Below are 19,565 nucleotides of genomic sequence, written 5' to 3'. Positions count from 1 at the left end.
GGTCCGACGGGAACGAGTGGTTGCTACAGGGGGAGTTCGATCCGGCGGTGCCGCTCGAAGACGTACCAGTGGCGGTGGCCGAGTTCCCGGAGCGTGCGGCGTACTTCCTCGTGCTCCTCGCCGACGCGTTCGGGGTCGTGCGCGTCGGACCCGAACGTCATCCTGACGCCGTAGTGGGCGGCCATCTCGAGGATGTCCGGGTCCGGGTACCAGCCGCCGCACTCCTTGGTGCTGCCCGACGTGTTCACCTCGACCACCACGTCGGTCTCGGCGAAGGCGCGCACCATCCGTTCCGTCGCCGGGGTCGCGATGGACGACATGGCGGGGCACGCCGCCTTCACGGCGTCGACGTGGCCGAGTACGTCGAACAGCCCGCTGCGGGCCGACTGGGCGACCAGGTCGCAGTACTTCTCCTTCGCCCGCTTCAGGTCGTCGTCGGTGGCGCCCTGCCAGCGTTCCGGCCGGAAGAGGTCGACACCGTCCATGACGTGCACCGACCCGATGACGTAGTCGAAGTCGTAGCGGCGCAGCGTGTCGCCGTAGAGGCCCGCGTGCTCGGGGAAGAAGTCCGACTCGACGCCCACCAGGATGCGGATCCGGTCCGCGTACTCCTTGCGCAGTTCCTCGGCCTCGGTGACGTACCGGGGGAATTCGCTCTTCGCCATGGCCACCCAGGGGCGGTGGTGGTCCTCGGGCTCGGCGAAGAAGGGGGTGTGGTCGGAGAAGCCCAGTGTGTGGAGTCCGGCGTCGATCGCGGCGTGCACGTAGTCGCGCATGGTTCCCCGCGCGTGGCCGCACCGTTCGTGGTGCGTGTGGAGGTCGAACATCCGCGATCAGTCCCGGGCGACGCTGTCGACGTACTCACGGAACCTGCGGATGCCCACCGACTCCGGTGCGCCCTGCGGCGGGTTCTTGAACAGGAAGGCGCACACCTCGTCGACACAACCGGCGTGTCCGCGTTCGGCGGCGGCCTTCGCGATGCGGACCGCGTTCACCAGGACCCCGGCCGCGTTCGGGCTGTCCTCGACCCGCATGCGTACGTCGAGCACGAGGTTCGAGTCCAGTACCGAAGCCGCTTCGATGGAGATGAAGCAGGTCTTCTCGTCGCCCAGGAACTCCACGAAGCCGTTGGGGCCCGCCGAGACGGTGCTGGCGTCGATGCCCGCCGCGCTCAGGGCGCTGCGCTTCGTCCGCACCTTGCCGGCCGCGCGCCCCGGGTCGGAGAGGTTGAGGAAGTCGGTGTTGCCGCCGACGTTCAGCTGATAGGTGTTGACGACGGAGAGCCCGCGCGACTGGAGCAGTTCGATCAGCGCGGTGTGCAACGTGGTGGCGCCCAGGTGGCTGCGCAGGTCGTCGCCGAGGAGCGGTACGCCGCCCGCGACGAACGCCGCGGCGAGCTCGGGCTCGTGGGCCACCGGCTCGGGCGTCGCGTTGACGAAGGCGACGCCCGCCTTCACCGCCGCGCGGGCGTACGCCTGTACGGCGCGGGTGGAACCGGTCGGCAGGAGGCACACGAGTACGTCCGCCGCGACCTCGGTCAGCCGGTCGGCCACGTCGTCGACCGTCACCTCACGGCTCGTCGGGTGCGGCTCGATGACGCCTTCCAGGTTGCCGCCGACGCCGTCGAACAGCGGGCCCGGCTCCACGATGACACCGGTCGGCTCGACGTCGACGTGGAGCACCGCGGCCACCGGCGGGCTGGTGATCGCCTTCACCACGTCCAGGCCGACCTTGCGGCGATCGACGTCGAACGCCGCGACGAAACGTATGTCGTTCACCCGGTACCCGCCGATGCGCGCGTACATGATGCCGTTCATCGGTCCGGTGCCCGCCGGGGTGAGACCGGCCGTCTGCACGAGACTCGAAGCGCACGATCCTATTCCCGCGAGAGCAACTCTGATTTCGCCCATGGGTCCTTCCGTCCGCATAAGTAGGGTGAACGCCTGGCCGGCCGCTCAAAGGCCTCGCCGGATCACATAGCGGTGTAACCACCATCGATCATGAGATTCTCCCCGGTGATGAAACTGGCGTCATCGGAAAGAAGGAATGCGATCGGACCCGCTATCTCCTCGGGGTCCGCCACCCGCTTCAGCATGTGCCGACCGCCGATCTCGGGGTCCTTTTCGGCGTTTTCCCGCGTCATTCCCAGTACGTCGCGGTGGAAACGTTCGTTGTTCGCGTTCCACACCGTTCCCGGGTTGACGGCGTTGACCCGGATCTTCCGGTCCGCCAGGTCCAGGGCCATGCAGCGGGTCATGTTGGCGACAGCCGCTTTCGCCGCGTTGTACACCACGTAGTCGGGTTGCGCGATGTGTCCGGAGATCGAGGCGATGTTCACGATCGCGCCGCCCCGGTCGGCCATGTGCGGCACCACGTGCTTGACGCACAGCGCCTGGCCCATGATGTTCACGTCGTTGCTGCGGCGCCACTCGTCGACCGTGGCGTTCACGCCGCGCATGATGAACACGGCGGCGCAGTTCACGAGGAAGTCGACCCGGCCGTGCCGCTGGACCGTGCCTGCCACCGCTGCGGCCACCTGCTCCTCGTCCGACACGTCCGTGAGTGCGTGCCAGGCGGTGCCGCCCGCGGCCGTCACCTCGGCCTCGGCCGAGGGACCGAACTCCGGATGTGCGTCGGCGATGGTCACCGCGACGCCCTCGTGGACCAGCCGGTCGACGACGGCTCGGCCGATGCCCTGGGCGCCGCCGGTGACGACGGCGACCTTCCCGTCCAACCCGCGCATGACGAAGTCTCCTTGTGTCGGATGGCGGCAGCTCGGGCTGCCCGGTGTCGGCTTGCCGCGGGTCACCATGCCCACGCTTCGGGTGCCGGTCCCCCCTTTCCCGGCGGTGGGAACAGCTCGTCGAGCCGGGCGGTCACCGCGTCGTCGAGTTCGAAGGTGAGCGCCGCGGTCGAGACCGTCAGCTGTTCCGCGGTCCGGGGGCCGATGATGGGCGCGGTGACGCCGGGCCGGCCGAGCAGCCAGGCGAGCGCGACCACGGAGGGGTCCTGGCCGAGCTCGGCGCAGAGCTTCTCGTACGCGGCGATCGCCCGTGCCCCGCGCCGGAGGTCGTCGGCAGCGCGGGCGCCGGTGGAGCGCACCGTGGAGCCCTCGGCCTGGCGGCGCAGCACTCCGGACAGCAGACCGCCGTGCAGCGGGGACCACGGCAGCACGCCGAGGCCGAGGGCGGACGCCGCCGGGACGACTTCGAGCTCCACGTAGCGGGCGAACAGGTTGTACAGGCACTGCTCCGACACCAGGCCCAGGAGGTGACGTTCACGTGCCACGGCCTGGGCCGCGGTCAGGTGCCAGCCCGCGAAGTTGCAGGAGCCCACGTAGCGCACCTTGCCCTGCGCCACCAGCGTCGCCATCGCCTCCCAGATCTCGTCCCACGGGGTCGAGCGGTCGACGTGGTGCATCTGGTAGACGTCGATCCAGTCGGTGCCGAGTCGTCCGAGGGAGGCGTCGCACGCCTTGATGATGTGCCGCGCGGAGAGGCCGCGGTCGTTGGGCCAGTCGCCGGTCTTGCCGTACACCTTGGTGGCGAGCACCACCTTGTCGCGCCGGCCGCCGCCGTGGCCGAACCACCGCCCGATCAGGGCCTCGGTGCCGCCGGGACCGGACTTGCGACCGTAGATGTCGGCCGTGTCGAAGAAGTTGATGCCGAGGTCGAGCGCACTGTCCATGATCGCGTGACTGTCCGGCTCGCTGGTGTGCGAGCCGAAGTTCATGGTTCCCAGGCCGAGTCGGCTGACGACGAGCCCGGTGCGTCCGAGGTGGGTGTGTTCCATCAGTTCAGTGCCGCCAATGAATGCCCCTCAAATGAATTCCGCCGGGAAATCCGGGAAAGCCGACGTCATTCTCTGAATTCGGATTCGGCGGGTCATGTCGCGTCATGACGCTCGCTTCACCGCACCGGTAAGATCGATCACGGATCGTAGCAGCGGGTTCGGATACGCGGCAACGAGATCCAGGGTCATCCAGCTGTGACTAAATGTTGTTGACAGCCCATGCGGCCGATCCTAGGCTGCCCGGAACTGACCATTCCTTTCTTCGCTTTCGTTCGGCGGTCGCCGCTCCCGCATAAAGAACACCGCAACTGTCGTGCAGCGCGCCGCATTCGGGATTCGTTTAAAACGGAGGGCAGACCGGGTGAGTTCGGAGGGCAGGATCGTCGCCCGATGCGCCGGTGCCGACGTCGGCACCGGCGGACGGACGGTCGAGGTCGAAGTACCGGTCGGCGTCTGGCCGGTCGTCGAGGAATACCTGTCCGGATTCGTCACCACCGGGCCCGCCGGCCCCGAGGACGGGCGCTGGCGCGTCGCCCTGGCCGTCCGGCCGGAGGGCACGCGCGCCGCGACGGCGGCGCACTACGGCGACTACGACGACACCGGCGTCTGGCGCGAGGTCGACGGCGCGCACCGCTCCGTCCGGCTCACCGCGGCCACCGCGTCGGCCTACGCACCGGTGCACGTGGTCCGGATCGTCCGTACGCTGCTCCGCCTCGACGCGGCCGAGCACGACCCGTCGGCCCTCTTCCTCCACGCCGGAATGGTCGCGTGGCGGGGTCTCGGCATCGCGCTGGTCGGCAACAAGCGCAGCGGGAAGACGTCCACGGTGATCGCCGCCACCGCGGCCGGCGCGCACTTCGTCAGCAACGACGACCTGTCCTTGCACGAGGGACCCGGCGGACCGACCGGCGTCGGCTGGCCGCGTTCCGTGTCGATCCGCCTCGACACGGTCGAGCCGCTCGGACTCGCGCTCCCTGCCCGGCCGGTCCACCCGGCCAACGCGCACCGCAGCGAAGCGCGGTTGCTGATGCCTCACGAGATCGGCGGGATGTTCGACGGCCGGGTGGCGCCGAAGGCACCGCTCTGCGCCGTGGTCTTCCCCTCGTTCGCGGCGCACGGCAGCGCCGTGCTGACCCGCGTCGCCCCGGACGAAGCGGCCGAGCGGCTCTTCGCCAACCTCCTGGCGCCGCCCGTGAAGGACGACGAGCTCACCTCCTGGTTCAAGCTGCCGGACGCGGCGGAACTGGGTGCGCGGGCGCGCCGGATCGCCGCCTCCGTCCCCGCCTTCGAACTGCGCCAGCGCCTGGACCACCTGGGAAACCGTCCGGCACTCGCCCGTGTCCTCGACGAGGCGGTGGCGTGGTGAGGCTGCGCGGGGGCGACGACAGCGCGCTGCGCCACGTGGACAACGTCTATTACGACGGCCCGCACTACGACCAGCGCTACGCGACGTACACGCACGACATCGGCTTCTGGCGCGAGGCGGCCCGGTCCAACGGCGGACCCGTACTCGAACTGGCAGCGGGCACCGGCCGGTTGAGCCTGCCCATCGCCGAACACGGCATCGACGTCGTCGGCATGGACGTCGCCCCGGGCATGATCGACCAGGCCGTGCGCAAGCGCGGCCCGTCCAGGGCCACCCCGACGTTCCTCGTCGGTGACATGCGCCGCTTCGAGCTCGGCCGGCGTTTCGGCCTGGTGATGATCGCGTGCAGCAGCGTCTGCCACCTGCTGTCCGACGAGGACGCGCTGAGCTGCTTCACCTCCGCCGCGCGGCACATGCGGCCCGACGGGACCTTCGCCATCGACGTGGCGGCCCCCCGGCACGAGACCGCACGCGCCGACGCCAGGTGGAAGAGCCGTTTCTCCTACGACCACCCGGTGACCGGCCACCTGGTGACGGTGCGCGGACGTCGGACGTACAGCCCCGCGTCCCGGCTGCTGACGGACGAGATGGAGTACACGTTCACCGAGGACGGCAGGACCGAGCACGCCACCCGCGTGAGCCGGATGTACTCCGCCGACGACCTCGCCGAGCTCCTGGGCCGGGCAGGTCTGAGGGTGGAACGCACCTTCGGAGACTTCGACGGCGGCCCCCTCACGGCCGACTCCACGACTCACATCCTCATGTGTTCGCTCGGCGGCCCGGGCCGCACGCCCTGAGCCGCCACCACCAGGAGGGCAAGACATGCTGTCCGAACTCGCTCGCTACCGTGTCGACTGGACCGACCTGGGCAAAGTCCACCTGCAGAACTCCGAGTTCCTCACCGCCCTCTCGGCGGACAAGGAGGCCATGCGGGAGCTGGTCGACGGGGTGCGCGCGGAACCGCGCCTGTGGGACATGTGCGAGCACAACCGGCTGTTCGACAAGCTCGTGCTGCACGACGCCCCGGACCGGGGCTTCCGGATCCGGCTCCACGTGTGGTCGAACATGGAGGTCGCCGCGCCCCACGACCACCGCTGGTCGTTCACGACGCGGCTGCTGACCGGGTCCTACGACCACGTGCTCTACCACGTCGTGGAGGACGCCGACGCGTCGGTCGCCCCGGCGTTCGAGCAACGGTTCCAGTCCACGGAACGGGCCGGCGACTCGTACACCATCCATCACGAGACGGTCCACGCGACGACCACGAAGGCGAACACCATCTCGCTGCTGGTGCGCGGACCGGCGGAGAAGGACGTTTCGCGCCGGATGGACCCGAACACCGGGAAGCTGTGGTTCGGTCTCGGTCGCAAGGACCAGACGGACGCCGACGTCGCCCGGCGCCGCATGACGGTCGAGCACTTCGACGCCATCCGCGCCCAGCTCGTCGACGCCGGAATCATCTGAGTCCGCCCCGCCCCCGAGCCCGACCGAACGCCTACGAAGGAAGTCGGCCACCCCATGGGTCTGTACGCGTCGCTGATAGCCAGGCCGGAGCGGATCGGCGCCCTCCCGCCGCTCACCGTCGACTGGTACCGCACGAGGCTGCGGGTGTGGACCCGCGACCCCGCCGCGCACCGGCACATAGCGAGCCAGCACCAGCTCGTCGCCCCGACCCACCGGGTGCCGGCGCCCCACCCGGTGGCCGAACTCCACGCCGTGGCCGACCCGGAGCTGATCGCCGGACTGCGTCTCGGCGCCCCGACGGGCCGCCGTCAGGCGTTCACCGGCGAGTGGTACGCGGAGCACGCGGGCCACGGCGGCGAGACGGTGCTCGTCTCCGAGGACACCGACAAACACCCGCACGTCCTGGTCACACCGGACTTCCGGTCCTGGGCGGTGGTGGCCCGCGAGTCCGGCAGCGTCGGACTGCTGGCCGGCCGCACCGTCCGGGAGCTGGTCAGGGAGGCGGTCGTCGCCGACGGCGCCCTGATGTTCCACGGAGCCGCGGCCCAGCGTCCGGACGGGCGAGGGGTCTTCCTGGCCGGTGCCTCGTCAGCGGGCAAGACCTCGTCGGCGGTGTGGCTCGGCCGGCGGGGCGGCCGACTGGTGGGCACCGACCGGACCTTCCTCGCCCCCACCGGTACCGGATGGCTCGCCGTCGGACTGCCGGTCTCGACGCGGCTCGGCGCCGGGTCGGTGGAGGCGCTCGGCATCCTCGACGCGGTGCGCGACCGCGTGCCGGTCCGAGCCATCAACCCCTTCAGGACAGGCGGGAGCGCCGCTCCGGCGCCGCGGTCGGAACCGGGAATGCCCATGGACAAGGTCTGGCTGAGCAACGGCGAGATCAGGGAGATCGTCGGCTCGCCGTTCACCGCGGCCACGCGCCTGGACACCGTCGTCGTCCTGGAGCGGGCGGCGTGTGCCGAGCCCCGCGTCGAGCGCCTGGACGCCGCGGACGCCGCTGCCGCGCTGCGCCCGCACCTGTTGGCCCCGGACCCCGACTACCGTTCGCGGTGGCTGGCGCGCGACGCGGCGCCCGAGACGGCGGAGCGTGCGCTGTCCGGCCTGTCCGCGCTGCTCGGCGAGCACACCGTGGTGCGGCTCAGCTGGGACCCGGCACGGCACTGCGACGCCCGGCTGCCCCACCTCATGGACGAGGCCGACGCCCTCGCGCGGGACTCCGCCGTCGTGGAAGGGATGGCCCGCCCGTGAGCGCCGGCTGGCAGGCGGACGTCGTGGGCGAGGCGCGCCACGTTCTCGAAGCGACGTACGGCATCAGACCGCGGTCGGTCGAGCGGCTGACCCGCGACAGCCCCAACCAGATCTGGCGGTGCGCCACGGCCGACGGGACGTACACGCTGAAACGGCTGGGCCGGCCGGGGCAGGACCGCTGGCTGGCCTTCCAGGACGCGGCCATCGCGCGCGCCGCGCGGTACGGCGTGCCGGCCGAACCCCTGATCCGGGCGGCGGACGGCTCCCCCACCGCGGCGGCGGACGGCGCCCTGTGGCAGTTGCGCCGCTACGTACCCGGCCGGCACTTCAGGGACGGCGACCCGGCGGACCTGCGCGCGGCTGCCGAGACTGTCGCCGCCGTCCACGCGGTACCGGTGGACGGCCTGCCGGAGGCCGGTGCCAACCCGATCCAGGACATGGAGTTCTGGCTCGCCGCCGATGAGTCGGCCGTCGACGAGCTGGGCGAGCTGGTGTCCGCGGTCGCGTCCTCCGCACTGTGGGACGAGGTGAACGACGCCTGGCGCACCGCCTACCGGCGGGCGCGGGCCACCCTGGACCTGCCCGCGTACCAGTCGCTGCCCGTGACGCTCACGCACGGCGAGATCGCCGGCTCCAACCTCGTCTTCGACGACGAGGACCGGCTGATCTCGCTGCTCGACTGGGACGGCGTGGACGTCCGGCCACGGGTCTACGACCTCGCCCGGGCGGTGCTCTTCCTCGCCCGGACCGGCCGGGGGAGTTTCCGTGTCCACCGGGACCTCGCCGCCGACCTGGTGCTGCGCGCCACGGCGGCGGACCCGCCGGGACCCGACGAACTGCGGGCGATCGTGCCCGTTCTCGAACTGTACTGCGTCCCCACGGCCCGTTACGTGCGGCAGATGGCGAAGACCGGCCCCGCCACGCTCACGTGGTACCTGCGGTGGACGGCGGAAGGGGCCCGCACGGTGCGGGACAACGTCCTGCCGGCCGTGACCCGGCTCGCCGAGCACCTCGAACGCACGGGCGCGGTCCGGGCGGACCGCTCCTAGTCTGGAGGACCCATGACTGTCGACGTCCCGGCCCTCGCCTCCGCCGAGTTGGTCCACGACCTGCTCCTGCGCGCCGCCGACGTCCACCGGGACCGCCCCTCGGTCCGGGACCACGACGGCGCCTGGTCGTACGCGGAACTCCACGAGAACGCCCACCGCGCGGCCGGCTGGCTCGACGGTCTCGGGCTGCGGCGCGGGATGCGGCTGCTCTGCCTGCTCCCCGGCAGCCGTGATTTCGCGGCGCTGCTCTTCGGCGCGATGTCCCGGGGCGTCATCCTTGTTCCGGTGGCCGAGCACGCGTCCGCGTACCAGCTGCGCCACCTGCTGGCGGACGCGGACCCGGCCGCGGTCGTGACCACCGCGGACCGGGTTGCGGAGCTCACCGACGTCACGTCGGTGCCGGTGCTCGCCCCGGCGTACGCCGATGTGCCGCCCGCGGCGGCGACCGGGCCGGCGGCGACGCCCGACGATCCGGCCCTGCTGGTGTACACGTCGGGGACGACCGCCCGGCCCAAGGGGATCGTGTGCCCGCACGGGGCGGTCGTCTGGGCCGCACGTGCCGTCGCCGAGCGCGTCGGGTACCTGCCGACCGACGTCGTGTACTGCCGGGTGCCGGTCTCCTTCGACTACGGCCTGTACCAACTGTTCCTGGCGGTGCTCGCCGGGGCCGAGGTGGTCTACCCGCACGGCGCGGCGTCCGCGCGCGAACTGGTCGCGATCCGCGGCGCGGGGGCCACCGTGGTGCCCGTGGTGCCCACGCTCGCCCTCCTCCTGGCGCGGCTCGGCGAGCGCGACCCGCGCCCCACGTCGGTGCGGTTGCTGACCAACACCGGCGCCGCCCTGACCGGCCGGGACGCCGAGCGGGTCCGGGCCGCTTTCCCGGACGCCGCCCTGATCTGCATGTACGGCATGAGCGAGTGCAAGCGGATCTCGATCGCCGCGCCGGACGAGGACCTGGCGTTCCCCGGTACGGTCGGCCGACCGCTGCGGGGAACGCGGCTCTTCGTCGTCGGCCGGGACGGCGAGCCGGTTGCGTGCGGCGGCGTCGGTGAGATCGTCGTCGCCGGGCCGCACGTGATGGCCGGGTACTGGGGGCCCGCGGCAGCAGCGGAGCAGCGCGAGCGCTTCGTCGCCGCGCCGGACGGCGTGGGCAGGGCCCTGCGCACGGGCGACTTCGGGTGGGTCGACGAGGGCGGCAGGCTCTACTTCCACGGTCGGCGCGACGACCTCTTCAAGCGGCGCGGCTGGCGGGTGAGCTGCCAGGAGGTGGAGAGCGCCGCCCAGGACGTCGAGGGGGTCGAGCAGGCGGCGTGCGTCCCGCCGGGCCCGGACGGAACGTTCACCGTCTGGACGACCGGGGCCGCGGCGCCGGACGAGGTGCTGCTCGGCATCGGCGCACGCCTCGGCGCGGCCAAGACGCCTGATCGCTGTGTCCCGGTGGAGCGAATGCCGCTCACGGCGAACGGGAAGGTCGACAAAGCGGCATTGGAGGCCGGCTCCTTCGGCGGCTGACGCGAGCCTTCGAGCTATTCGTAACTCCGTTCACTGGGAACGGACTTGGCGGCAAGGATAGGGTGCGGGGATGAGTTTTCGGTTGGCGGCCTACGCCGTGTGCATCAAGGACGGGCGGGTCCTGCTCGCCCATCACGTGTCGGGCAACTGGACGCTGCCCGGCGGCAGGGTCGAGCACACGGAGGACCCGTTCGACGCGGTGATCCGCGAGGTCGCCGAGGAGACGGGCTGCGACGCCGTGGTAGAGCGGCTGCTGGGCGTCGACTCGCGGGTGATCCCCGCGTCCGAGCGCAACAGCCCCGGTGACGGCCCGCACCAGAACATCGGCATCTTCTACCAGGTGCGGCTCACCGGTGGCCGACTCAGGCCCGAGCCGAACGGCGACACCTCGGAGTCGCGCTGGACCCCGGTCCCCGACGTCACGGGGCTGCGGCGGTCCTCGCTCGTCGACGTGGGGCTGGCCCTCGCGCAGCAGCTTCCCGCGACCGGCCACGTCCCTGCCGTCCCGGTCGGCGACCTGATCCAGCATTGAGAGCGCGCCGCACGCGGGGCCGACCAGTCCGGGATTCACCAGCCGCCCGGGCCGGTCGCGGTGCCTGCGGCGTACGCCGCCCGGTGGTCCCGTACGTCGACCACGGCTCCGTCGGTGCCGAGGACCACCTCGGTGGCGACGGGATGGCTGAGGAACCCCGTCAGGCTCGCCGACAGGCCGTACGCGCCCGTGTTGTCGATGCGCAGGACGTCGCCGACACGGGGCAGCGGCATCTTGGCGGCACGGGCGAGGACGTCGAGCGGCGTGCACAGCGGGCCCACCAGTGTCACCTCGGCCAGGCCGCCCGCCGCGGCACCGCCGTCCGGGTCGGCCGTGGGCCGGACCGCGGGGGTCAGGAGCCGTCCGATGCCGGACATGCCGCCGAGCACGTTGACCCCGGCATCGAGGACCGCGTAGGTGGTACCCCGGCTCTGCTTGACGTCGAGCACCGTGGTCAGCAACGAGCCGCAGTCGGCGGCGAGATGGCGGCCCGACTCGAAGGCGATCCCTGGCCTCCCCTCGCGCCAGCTCGGCACCGCCCCGTCGAGCAGCTCCTCCAGGACCGCGCGCAGCCCGGTGTACGCGGGCCGCTCGCCCGGTGCGGCGAACGGCGCGGCGAAGCCACCGCCGAGGTCGATCAGCGCAGGGGTGCTCCCCGCGGCCTCGAACGTGCTCAGCGCCGTCCGCAGGACCGCCCGGAACTCCTCGACCAGAGCCCGTTCGTCGACGATGTTCGTGGCGGAGAACAGATGCGCACCGGCGGCGTGCGCACCGGGCGCGGAGTCGAACATGCCGGCCGCGAGGGCGGTGTCGGGGTCGGTGCCGAACTGCGAGGAGCGCCCCGTCATGCGCAGGCCGGTGCCGACCGCCCCGGCCTGGGCGTTGAGGCGGACGAGGTAGTCGAAGGCGACTTCGGCCCCGGTGCCCAGCTCCGTGACGCGGCGCAGGTCGGTCGGTGATTCCACGGAGAACAGGCGCACCCCGGCCCGCAGCGCGGCGGACACCTCGGCGGCGGTCTTGCCCGGGCCGGTGTAGAGGCAGTGCTCCGCCGGATGGCGGACGTGCTGCGCGACGGCCAGCTCACCGGGCGAGCTGATCTCCAGGTGCAGGCCCAGTCCGCTCAGCTCGCGCACGAGGGCCGGGTGGGGGTTGGCCTTGAGGGAGTAGTAGAGACGGGCGCCGGTCGGCAGTGCGCCGAGCAGGTCCAGCGCAGCGCGCCGGACCCGGTCCAGCCGGTAGACGTACAGCGGTGTGCCGAAGCGTTCCGCGAGTCGGCTCAGCGAGTTCACTGGTGGTCAGCCTCCGGTGCCGCTCCGCTCGGGGGCGAGGTCGGACGGGTGGTCGGGAGAGGGGCCGTTCGCGTGCGCGGGACCGGTTGCGGTCCCCTCCTTGAGCAGGCGCCGCAGGATCGGCCCTGTGGACATCGTGGTCAGCACCGCCATGGTCACCAGGAGCGTGTAGCTGACGTCGTCGAGCAGGCCCAGTTCCCGGCCCGCGGTGAGCACGATGAGTTCGGTGAGTCCCCGCGTGTTCATCAAGGCTCCCAGCGCCGCGGAGTCCCGCGGCTTCAGCCCCAGCAGCCGCCCCGCGGCCATCACGGCGAGGAACTTGCTGCCGCCGGCCGCGACCAGCAGGATCACGAGGTCGAGCAGGTGGGACGCGTCCAGTCGTGACAGGTCCACCTGCCAGCCCGCGACGACGAAGAACACCGGCATCAGGACCCGGCTGTCGAGGGAGCCCAGGCCACGGCGGAGTTCGGCGTCGGCCTCCGGCCCGTGTTCCTTTCCCCGCCCCCTCAGGGCGTGCGTCCGCACGACGCCGAAGACGAAGGCGCCGACGATGAAGTGGAGCCCCATCCACTCGGTGGTAGCCGCTGAGGCCAGGACGCCGATGCAGGTGAGGGACAGGTCGAGCGAGGTGTGTCCGGAGCGTGTGAGCCTGCGGAGCACGGGACACACCACGGCCACCATCACGAGCAGGTACGGGACGAACCACAGCAGGCGCCAGGGGGTGTCGACGCCGCACAGCACCATGACGACGCCGAGCATGGACCAGGCGAGCACGTCGCAGAGCGCGGCGCTGGCCACGGCCAGTTGACCGAGCGGAGCGCGCGAGAGGCCCCGGTCCTCGATGATCCGGGCCAGGACGGGAAACGCGGTCACCGACAGCGCGACCCCCATGAACAGCACGGGGGCGACGCCTTGCGTCGAGGAGCCACCCGGATGCCACCAGAGGCCGAGCCCCGCGCCCACCACGAACGGGAACACCATCGCGGCGGCCGCGATGCCCGCCGATGCCCGCCGCATCGAGCGCCCGGCGGCCCATTCGGACTCCGCTCCGAGCTTGAACATGAAGAGGGCGAGCCCGAGGTCGGCGAAGGCCCCGAGCTCGCTGCGCACCTCCAACGGGAAGACGTGCTGGGACAGTTGCCCGCTCAGCACGGTCGGTCCGAGCAGGATTCCGACGACGATCTCACCGATGACGGCCGGCTGACCGCAGCGTCTGGCGACGGCCCCGGCCAGGTGGGCCAGGGCGACGATCAGGGCGAGGTCGACGAAGAGGACGGTGAGCCGGCTGCTGGGCACGGCGCTTCCCCGCCGGCTCGCCTAGTTCCGCGCCTGCGCCCGCATGGCCGCGAAGTACTCGTTCTGCGTGGGGAGTTCCTCGACCAGTCGGCGGGCCTTGTCGCGGATCGCCTGGAACTCCAGGAGGGCCGCCTTCTCGTCGGCGAGGTCCAGGGCGGGTGAGGGCCGCACCGGGATGCCGCCGGTACCGAGCAGGATGCAGTTGTACGAGTACGGGGGGAGCCCGTGGTAGTAGGGGAAGACGGTCTCGGAGTCCGGCAGTTTGGACTGCCACCGTGCCATCCGCTCGGCCAGTGCCTCGGGGACCTCACGGGTCTTGGTGTCCCGCCAGTACTGGTTGTCCGCGCGCTTGGCACCCCGGTAGTGCAGGACGAGGAACTCGCGGACGCCGTCCATGACGTGGGCCACCGAGTTGTTGTAGAGCGTGCGCAGGGAGGGGTCCCAGTCCCCGCCGGGGAAGAACTTGACCAGCTGCTCGATGGCGTGGTGGATGAAGAAGATGCCGGTCGACTCCAGCGGCTCGACGAAGCCGGAGGAAAGTCCGATGGCGACGCAGTTGTTCACCCATGACCGCCGGGTTCGGCCGATGCGCATCCGGATGTGGTTGGCGGGGACGTCGGCGGCCTCGGGGCCGACGAATTCGCGCAGCGTGCGCTCGGCCTCCTCGGGCTCCAGATAGTCGCGGGCGTAGACGTATCCGGTGCCCACCCGGCTGATCAGCGGGATGGTCCAGATCCAGCCGGCGTCCTGCGCGGTGGCGGTGGTGCACGGGCGCAGGGGCTCTCGGTCCATGTCCAGGGGAACCTGCAGTGCCACCGCGCTGTCGTTGGGCAGGGAGTCCTGGTAGGACTCGAAGGGCTCACCCAGCGCCTTGTTGATCAGCAGCCCCTTGAAGCCGGTGCAGTCCACGAACAGGTCGCCCCCGACGGCGCCGTGCTCCTCGGTGCGCAGGCGCTCGATCCAGCCGCGGTGGTCGCGCTCGACGTCGAGGACGTCGTCGACGACGTGTCGTACGCCGCGCTCGATGGCGTAGTCGCGCAGGAACTCGGCGAGCAGGCTGGCCTCGAAGTGGTACGCGTAGGGGAACTGGGCGCCCTGGAACTCGGCGATGGTGGAGCGGGCCAGGGGCTTGTCGCCGCGCTCCACGAAGTCCTGGTCGATCAGCGTGCCGTCGAGGTAGCGGGGGCTGCGGTTGGCGTCGCACAGGGAGGCCATCACGAAGCAGTCCGTGTCGAACCGCGTGGTGGTGGGGTGGCGCAGCCACCAGTCGGTCAGCGGGAAGCCGTCCACGGAGCGCAGCTGTTCGAACGGGTGGTAGAAGTGGTGGCCCGGCTCCCGCCAGTTCTCGAACCGAACCGCGAGCTTGTACGTGGCGTTGCAGGCCGGCATCCAGTCCTTCTCCTCCAGTTGGAGGAACTCGAAGAAGTGCCGGATGTCGCTGAACGTCGCCTCTCCGACGCCGATCGTGCCCACCCGTCCGGATTCGACGAGCGTGACGTCGACGCGGTCGCCGAAGGCGGCGACGAGGTAGGACGCGGTCATCCAGCCCGCGGTGCCGCCGCCGACGATGACGACCTTGCCGATGCGCCCTGTGGTTTCGCCCTGCCCCTGCTGTGCCATCGAAATGCACTCCCCGGGATGAGATCGCGCCGCGGAATTCCGCGGCCTGCAGAAGTGATGCGGTGCGCGGGCTCGCTGAAGGAGCCTTTTTGAGGAGGTCCAATGGTCCTGTGGAGGAGACCGGAGACATCGGAGAATGCGTGCTCGGAATCGGACCTCCGGTCACGCTAGCCGGGCGGCCACCGAGGCGGAAAGCATTTCAGTCACGGCTGACGGACGGGCCTTCCGCCGTTTCCGTTCGGCCAGACGTCGGGCACGAGGCGCCGGCGCGCGGCGCGCCACAGGTACGCGGCGCCGTCGGACCCGGCGGTCCCGGTGCCGCCGCCGAGGAACCGTTCGGCGAGCACCGCGTGGCGCGCCCGCCAGACGGCGAAGGCTTCGTCGAAGTCGAGCAGCGCGCCGCGTACGCGCTCGACGGACTCCCGCTCCGCTTGGCCGGCGGCGAAGTCGCGGTACGCCTCCTGGACGGATCGCTCGTCCAGGCGTGCCCGCAGCCGCTTGCGGTCGGCGTCGGTGAAGCCCGCGGTGTTGAGGAAGCGGGAGTCGCGCAGGCCGCAGAGGTATTCGATCTCACGGTACTGGGCGGACTGGAAGCCGCTGGCGTCCCCGAGTGCGTCCCGGACGGCGTGGAACGCCTCGGGAGGGAGCGTCGCCAGGCCATCGAACTGGTGCACGAGGGTGGCGACCAGCACGGGCAGCGGCGCGGCGCGACGCACCGCCAGCGCACCGTCACGGGCGTCGAGGGCGGCCCGTACCGCCTCCAGGTGCCGCAGCACGACGGCGAAGTAGATCTCGCAGGACTGGTGCGTGGCCAGGAACAGGACGTGGTCGACGTCGTCGTCGTGCACGCGCGCGACCTGCAACAACTCGTCCAGTCGGAGCACCTGTCCGTAGGGCAGGGACGCGTTCGGGCCGCTCATCGGCGGTTCTCCTTCTTCAGGGACCGGTCGGTCCTCGCCGGTGTGGATGCCCACAGGAATTCCAGCAGCGCGCGGTTGACCGCGTCGGGCCGCTCCAGGTAGCCGAGGTGTCCGCAGCCCTCGATGACCTCGAAGCCCGCGCCGGGCACGGCGGCGGCGACCTCCCGGCCCGCGGCGGGCGGCGCCATGACGTCGTCGGCGAAGGCGATGACGTGGCAGGGTGCGTCGATGCGCCGGTAGGCGTCGAGGCGGTCCGGCATCGGGTAGAGGCGCCGCTGGTCGCGCGCGGCGCGGCCGGGAGGCGGGGCCAGCTCGAACACCTCCAGCCAGTCCGTGAGCGCCTGTTCGTCGGCGAAGCCGCGCGGTGACAGCTCGGTCAGTGCCTTGACCACGGCGCGGTAGCGCGGCGGCAGTTCGATGCCCCGGTCGTCCAGTTCCTGTTCGGCGAGGCTGAGCGCGGTGTGCAGCGGGTCGCTGCGGCCCCTGGTGGCCATCAGGACGAGGGCGTCGACCAGGTCGGGGCGGGCGAGCGCGAGTTCGGCTGCGAGGCGTGCACCCAACGAGGTGCCCACGACGGTGCACGGTCCGAGGTCCAGCCGGGTGACGAGCCCGGCGATGTCGGCGACCAGGTCGTCCACGGTGAGGCCGGGGGCGCCCGGACCGTCGGGGCCGAACCCGCGGTAGTCGAAGGTGACCACCCGGTGGCCTGCGGCGACCAGGGCGGGGACCTGGTGCAGGTGCCAGGCGCTGCCGGTGGCGCCGGCTCCCATGACCAGCAGTACGGGAGGACCGTGACCGAGGTCCTGGTATGCGAGCCGTACGCCGTTGACGGCTATCACGGGCATGGCACTCCTCGCTTCCGATGGACTGCCTGAACAGTTTCGGGAATCCCGGCCGATGGGCAAGAACCATTACCCCAGACTGAAAGACTTCCGCTTCGTCCGATCGCTGTTACGTTGCGCTGCGGGGGGTCGCGGCAGCGCTCCCTCGTCATTTTCCGATCCTGCGGAACCGAAAGGGCGAATGAATGCCGTACAGCGATGTCGACCGATTCGCCGGCGAGTCGATACCCGTTTCCGAGGATGCGGTGCCGGTCGTGGACGCGGAGGCGGCGGCCGGGGACGGCCCCGGTTGGCTCCGTGCGCACGCCGGCGCGCTGCGGTCCGTCGCGGTCGAGCGGGGCGCGGTCCTGGTGCGGGGGCTGGGACTGCGCGAGCCGGCCGACGCGGCCGGGGCGAGCCGGGCCCTCACCTCGGAGCTGATGACGGAGTTGGAGGGCTTCGCCCCGCGCACGGCGCTGCCGGGCGGGGTGTACTCGTCCTCCCAGTGGCCGCCGGACCAACCCATGTGCATGCACCACGAGTTGTCGAGCGCGGCCCGCTACCCGAGGTGGCTCGTCCTGTCCTGCCTGGAGCGGGGCAGCAGCGGCGGAGCGGTGTCCGTCGCCGACGCGCGGGCGGTCCTCGCCGACCTGCCCGCCGACGTCGTCGCGCCGTTCGAGCGGGACGGCTGGCAACTCGTACGCAACTACAGCCCGTTGCTCGGGGTGGCGCTCGCCGACGCGTTCGGCACGGACGACCGGGCGGCCGTGAGCGCGTACTGCGCGGCACACGGCATCGCCCACGAGTGGACGGACGCGGGCGGGCTGCGCACCCGCCAGACCCTGCCCGCGGTGGTCGAGCACCCGCGGACCGGTGAGCGCTGCTGGTTCAACCAGATCGCCTTCCTCAACGAGTGGACCATGGACCCGGCGGTACGCGAGCTGCTGCTCTCCGAGTTCGGTGCCGACGGCCTGCCCTTCACGACGTTCCGGGGCGATGGTGCCGCCCTGGACCGGGCGACCGTCGACACCATCAACGAGGTGTACGACCGGCACACGGTGCCGGTGCCGTGGCAGGAGGGCGATCTGCTCCTGATCGACAACATCGCCGCCGCGCACAGCCGCGCGCCCTACCGCGGGGAACGGCGCGTCGTCGTGGCGCTGGGCGATCCACTGGCGCGCGTTGGGCCGTAGGTCGCTCAGGCTCTCCGCACCCACACCGACCTCACTCCGTCGTGGACACCCTCATCAACCCGTTCCCGCCCGTCAGGGGTCCTGCCGGAATCCCAGCGTCAGGTAGGTGGCCACGTTTCCGGCGAGGTCGAAGCAGCCCCGTGACGCGTGCACGACCTTGCGGGCCCACTGCGGGTCCGAGCGGTCGACGAGAATGCCCAGGGACGTGCCGCTGTGTGCGACGACGACGCCGAGACCGCCGATCTCCTCGCACAGTGCGATCATCCGGTCGAGCGTCCGCTTGGGCCGCAGCACCTGGTTGAGCACCGCGCTGCGGGTCGCGACGGCTCCGGCCTCGGCGAGGTCGTTGACGCGTACCGCCTCGGTCAGGCGCGCGAGCAGCCGCGCGTACTCCCTGCGGTCCGCGTCGGAGAACGGTTTGGGGAGCCGGTTGAAGGCGACGGTGTCGACGGTGCCGCCTTCGTCGATCCCGACCACGGACATGGGGTGCAGCGCCCCGAGCGCGCGGCGCAGCTCCACCCGGCGGTGGTCGAAGGCGACGATGCCGTCGTAGAGGACGCCGTCGGTGGGCTCGATGCGGCGCAGGTACGACTCGATCCTCGCCGGCGGCATGGCGATGCCCAGTGCGTTGCCCACGGCCCGTGCCGTGGCCACCAGGTCGGCCGACGAGCTGGCGAACCCCTTGCCTTCCGGCAGGGTGCTCTCCAGGACGAGCACTCCGCCGACGGGCACCGGATGGTCGTCGAGGATCATCGACAGCAGGCGCCGCGCCTTGTGCTTGTGGTCCGGTACGACCCGCAGCCGGCGCGCCGCGGGGTCGCTGCGGAAGGTCGCCACGCTCCAGCGCGCGATGGGCAGCGTGACCAGGAAGTCCTCGCCGCCGGGCAGGACGCCTTGGAGCAGTTCGCCGAAGGTACCGAAGGCGGTGCTGACCCCCGTCATGCCGCGGTAGGGAGGCCCGACCCAGCCGCGTTCGGTCAGCAAGGCGTCCTCGCCCAGGTGATGTCCGCGAGCGCCTGGTCCGGCTCGGCGGCGCGCAGCAGGTCATCGGCCGCGGGCACGGGGTGGCCTGCTTCCTCGGCGATGCGCTGGAGCCGGGCACGGATGCGTTCGAGCACGGGGAGGTTCTTCTTCTGCTGGTCGGACCCGAGCAGTCGCGCCATGCGGGCGCGGTCCCCGGGCAGTTCCTGACCCGCCATCACCCGGCCCCCAGCGGGCAGGCAACGCTGCGGTGCACCGCTTCGATCCGGCGCATCGCGTGGAGTACCTGCTCGACGAGGGCGGACAGGTGATAGGCGGAGCTGATGCTCTGTGCGGGCTTGCCGAGTTGCCGAACGGTGCCACCGCTGGCCCCCAGTCACATCGATCGGAATGCCCGAATGGGACGACGCGCTCGTGGATCAACGGTGCCAGTGACGCGTCAGCGGTGTCAACGAGCTGTACTTGAGGCGGAAAGTGCCTGC

General features: G+C 71.5%; 19 protein-coding genes. 8 read left to right on the top strand and 11 right to left on the bottom strand.

Annotated elements, in window-relative coordinates:
* Positions 1–23 precede the first annotated feature (23 nt).
* From KKZ08_RS35415 to KKZ08_RS35400, 4 genes are all read right to left on the bottom strand, one after another.
* Positions 24–827, bottom strand: a complete 804-nt coding sequence (locus tag KKZ08_RS35415) for a histidinol-phosphatase (RefSeq protein WP_223778324.1) — start codon at positions 825–827, stop codon at positions 24–26.
* Between the two features lie 6 nt (positions 828–833).
* Positions 834–1,856, bottom strand: coding sequence for an inositol-3-phosphate synthase (locus KKZ08_RS35410; protein ID WP_223778323.1), 1,023 nt, complete (start codon positions 1,854–1,856; stop codon positions 834–836).
* 116 nt (positions 1,857–1,972) lie between these two features.
* Positions 1,973–2,743: an SDR family oxidoreductase gene (locus KKZ08_RS35405; protein ID WP_223778322.1), complete on the bottom strand. Its 771-nt coding sequence runs from the start codon at positions 2,741–2,743 to the stop codon at positions 1,973–1,975.
* Between the two features lie 62 nt (positions 2,744–2,805).
* Positions 2,806–3,792 (bottom strand): aldo/keto reductase, encoded by a 987-nt coding sequence (locus KKZ08_RS35400; RefSeq protein WP_223778321.1) that lies wholly within the window; start codon positions 3,790–3,792, stop codon positions 2,806–2,808.
* Between the two features lie 361 nt (positions 3,793–4,153).
* Between KKZ08_RS35400 and KKZ08_RS35395 the strand changes: the two genes are divergently transcribed.
* The 7 genes from KKZ08_RS35395 to KKZ08_RS35365 all read left to right on the top strand — a co-directional run bounded on the left by KKZ08_RS35395 (position 4,154) and on the right by KKZ08_RS35365 (position 10,963).
* Positions 4,154–5,158, top strand: coding sequence for a hypothetical protein (locus KKZ08_RS35395; RefSeq protein WP_223778320.1), 1,005 nt, complete (start codon positions 4,154–4,156; stop codon positions 5,156–5,158).
* Positions 5,152–5,955: a class I SAM-dependent methyltransferase gene (locus KKZ08_RS35390; RefSeq protein WP_223778319.1), complete on the top strand. Its 804-nt coding sequence runs from the start codon at positions 5,152–5,154 to the stop codon at positions 5,953–5,955. Before KKZ08_RS35395 ends, KKZ08_RS35390 begins: the two co-directional genes overlap by 7 nt.
* A gap of 25 nt (positions 5,956–5,980) precedes the next feature.
* Positions 5,981–6,622: a hypothetical protein gene (locus KKZ08_RS35385; RefSeq protein ID WP_223778318.1), complete on the top strand. Its 642-nt coding sequence runs from the start codon at positions 5,981–5,983 to the stop codon at positions 6,620–6,622.
* A 54-nt stretch (positions 6,623–6,676) separates the two neighbouring features.
* Positions 6,677–7,870 carry a hypothetical protein gene (locus KKZ08_RS35380; RefSeq protein ID WP_223778317.1) on the top strand — a complete coding sequence of 398 codons (1,194 nt, stop codon included), beginning with the start codon at positions 6,677–6,679 and terminating at the stop codon, positions 7,868–7,870.
* The gene (locus KKZ08_RS35375; protein WP_223778316.1) at positions 7,867–8,919 is read left to right on the top strand and encodes an aminoglycoside phosphotransferase family protein; all 1,053 of its coding nucleotides are present in this window, start codon (positions 7,867–7,869) and stop codon (positions 8,917–8,919) included. Before KKZ08_RS35380 ends, KKZ08_RS35375 begins: the two co-directional genes overlap by 4 nt.
* A gap of 12 nt (positions 8,920–8,931) precedes the next feature.
* A complete protein-coding gene (locus KKZ08_RS35370) occupies positions 8,932–10,431 on the top strand; it encodes a class I adenylate-forming enzyme family protein (protein WP_223778315.1) in 1,500 nt (499 codons plus the stop codon).
* 70 nt (positions 10,432–10,501) lie between these two features.
* Positions 10,502–10,963 carry an NUDIX domain-containing protein gene (locus KKZ08_RS35365; protein ID WP_223778314.1) on the top strand — a complete coding sequence of 154 codons (462 nt, stop codon included), beginning with the start codon at positions 10,502–10,504 and terminating at the stop codon, positions 10,961–10,963.
* 35 nt (positions 10,964–10,998) lie between these two features.
* Here KKZ08_RS35365 and KKZ08_RS35360 read toward each other — a convergent pair whose 3' ends face one another.
* The 5 genes from KKZ08_RS35360 to KKZ08_RS35340 form a co-directional block, all read right to left on the bottom strand.
* Positions 10,999–12,252: a type III PLP-dependent enzyme gene (locus tag KKZ08_RS35360; protein WP_223778313.1), complete on the bottom strand. Its 1,254-nt coding sequence runs from the start codon at positions 12,250–12,252 to the stop codon at positions 10,999–11,001.
* A 6-nt stretch (positions 12,253–12,258) separates the two neighbouring features.
* Complete coding sequence (locus KKZ08_RS35355; RefSeq protein ID WP_223778312.1) at positions 12,259–13,548, bottom strand: cation:proton antiporter; 1,290 nt, start codon at positions 13,546–13,548, stop codon at positions 12,259–12,261.
* Between the two features lie 21 nt (positions 13,549–13,569).
* The gene (locus tag KKZ08_RS35350) at positions 13,570–15,168 is read right to left on the bottom strand and encodes a tryptophan halogenase family protein (protein WP_223778311.1); all 1,599 of its coding nucleotides are present in this window, start codon (positions 15,166–15,168) and stop codon (positions 13,570–13,572) included.
* Positions 15,169–15,371: 203 nt separating this feature from the next.
* Positions 15,372–16,088 (bottom strand): tryptophan 2,3-dioxygenase family protein, encoded by a 717-nt coding sequence (locus KKZ08_RS35345; protein WP_223778310.1) that lies wholly within the window; start codon positions 16,086–16,088, stop codon positions 15,372–15,374.
* Positions 16,085–16,933 carry an alpha/beta hydrolase gene (locus KKZ08_RS35340; RefSeq protein ID WP_223778309.1) on the bottom strand — a complete coding sequence of 283 codons (849 nt, stop codon included), beginning with the start codon at positions 16,931–16,933 and terminating at the stop codon, positions 16,085–16,087. The genes KKZ08_RS35345 and KKZ08_RS35340 overlap by 4 nt, the downstream gene beginning before the upstream one ends.
* Positions 16,934–17,115: 182 nt before the next feature.
* Here KKZ08_RS35340 and KKZ08_RS35335 point away from each other — a divergent pair, with 182 nt between their 5' ends.
* Positions 17,116–18,102 (top strand): TauD/TfdA family dioxygenase, encoded by a 987-nt coding sequence (locus KKZ08_RS35335; protein WP_223778308.1) that lies wholly within the window; start codon positions 17,116–17,118, stop codon positions 18,100–18,102.
* Positions 18,103–18,174: 72 nt separating this feature from the next.
* Here the strand turns inward: KKZ08_RS35335 and KKZ08_RS35330 are convergent, their stop codons facing one another.
* Together KKZ08_RS35330 and KKZ08_RS35325 are read right to left on the bottom strand one after the other, a co-directional pair.
* Complete coding sequence (locus KKZ08_RS35330; protein WP_223779324.1) at positions 18,175–19,044, bottom strand: kinase; 870 nt, start codon at positions 19,042–19,044, stop codon at positions 18,175–18,177.
* A 35-nt stretch (positions 19,045–19,079) separates the two neighbouring features.
* Entirely contained in the window at positions 19,080–19,301 is a 222-nt protein-coding gene (locus KKZ08_RS35325; RefSeq protein WP_223778307.1) for a hypothetical protein, read from the bottom strand.
* Positions 19,302–19,565: the final 264 nt, after the last annotated feature.

Source organism: Streptomyces sp. 135, from assembly GCF_020026305.1.
GTDB lineage: Bacteria > Actinomycetota > Actinomycetes > Streptomycetales > Streptomycetaceae > Streptomyces.
Note: the sequence above shows the minus strand (reverse complement) of the source record. Positions and strands in the feature narration are given on the sequence as shown.

What these genes read in the sequence shown, in the direction of transcription:
- KKZ08_RS35365 (WP_223778314.1), top strand. Translation starts at nt 10,502, where the DNA reads ATGAGTTTTCGGTTGGCGGCCTACGCCGTGTGCATCAAGGACGGGCGG.
- KKZ08_RS35405 (WP_223778322.1), bottom strand. Translation starts at nt 2,743, where the DNA reads ATGCGCGGGTTGGACGGGAAGGTCGCCGTCGTCACCGGCGGCGCCCAG.
- KKZ08_RS35340 (WP_223778309.1), bottom strand. Translation starts at nt 16,933, where the DNA reads ATGCCCGTGATAGCCGTCAACGGCGTACGGCTCGCATACCAGGACCTC.
- KKZ08_RS35370 (WP_223778315.1), top strand. Translation starts at nt 8,932, where the DNA reads ATGACTGTCGACGTCCCGGCCCTCGCCTCCGCCGAGTTGGTCCACGAC.
- KKZ08_RS35350 (WP_223778311.1), bottom strand. Translation starts at nt 15,168, where the DNA reads ATGGCACAGCAGGGGCAGGGCGAAACCACAGGGCGCATCGGCAAGGTC.
- KKZ08_RS35380 (WP_223778317.1), top strand. Translation starts at nt 6,677, where the DNA reads ATGGGTCTGTACGCGTCGCTGATAGCCAGGCCGGAGCGGATCGGCGCC.
- KKZ08_RS35385 (WP_223778318.1), top strand. Translation starts at nt 5,981, where the DNA reads ATGCTGTCCGAACTCGCTCGCTACCGTGTCGACTGGACCGACCTGGGC.
- KKZ08_RS35335 (WP_223778308.1), top strand. Translation starts at nt 17,116, where the DNA reads ATGCCGTACAGCGATGTCGACCGATTCGCCGGCGAGTCGATACCCGTT.
- KKZ08_RS35330 (WP_223779324.1), bottom strand. Translation starts at nt 19,044, where the DNA reads ATGACGGGGGTCAGCACCGCCTTCGGTACCTTCGGCGAACTGCTCCAA.
- KKZ08_RS35400 (WP_223778321.1), bottom strand. Translation starts at nt 3,792, where the DNA reads ATGGAACACACCCACCTCGGACGCACCGGGCTCGTCGTCAGCCGACTC.
- KKZ08_RS35345 (WP_223778310.1), bottom strand. Translation starts at nt 16,088, where the DNA reads ATGAGCGGCCCGAACGCGTCCCTGCCCTACGGACAGGTGCTCCGACTG.
- KKZ08_RS35325 (WP_223778307.1), bottom strand. Translation starts at nt 19,301, where the DNA reads ATGGCGGGTCAGGAACTGCCCGGGGACCGCGCCCGCATGGCGCGACTG.
- KKZ08_RS35415 (WP_223778324.1), bottom strand. Translation starts at nt 827, where the DNA reads ATGTTCGACCTCCACACGCACCACGAACGGTGCGGCCACGCGCGGGGA.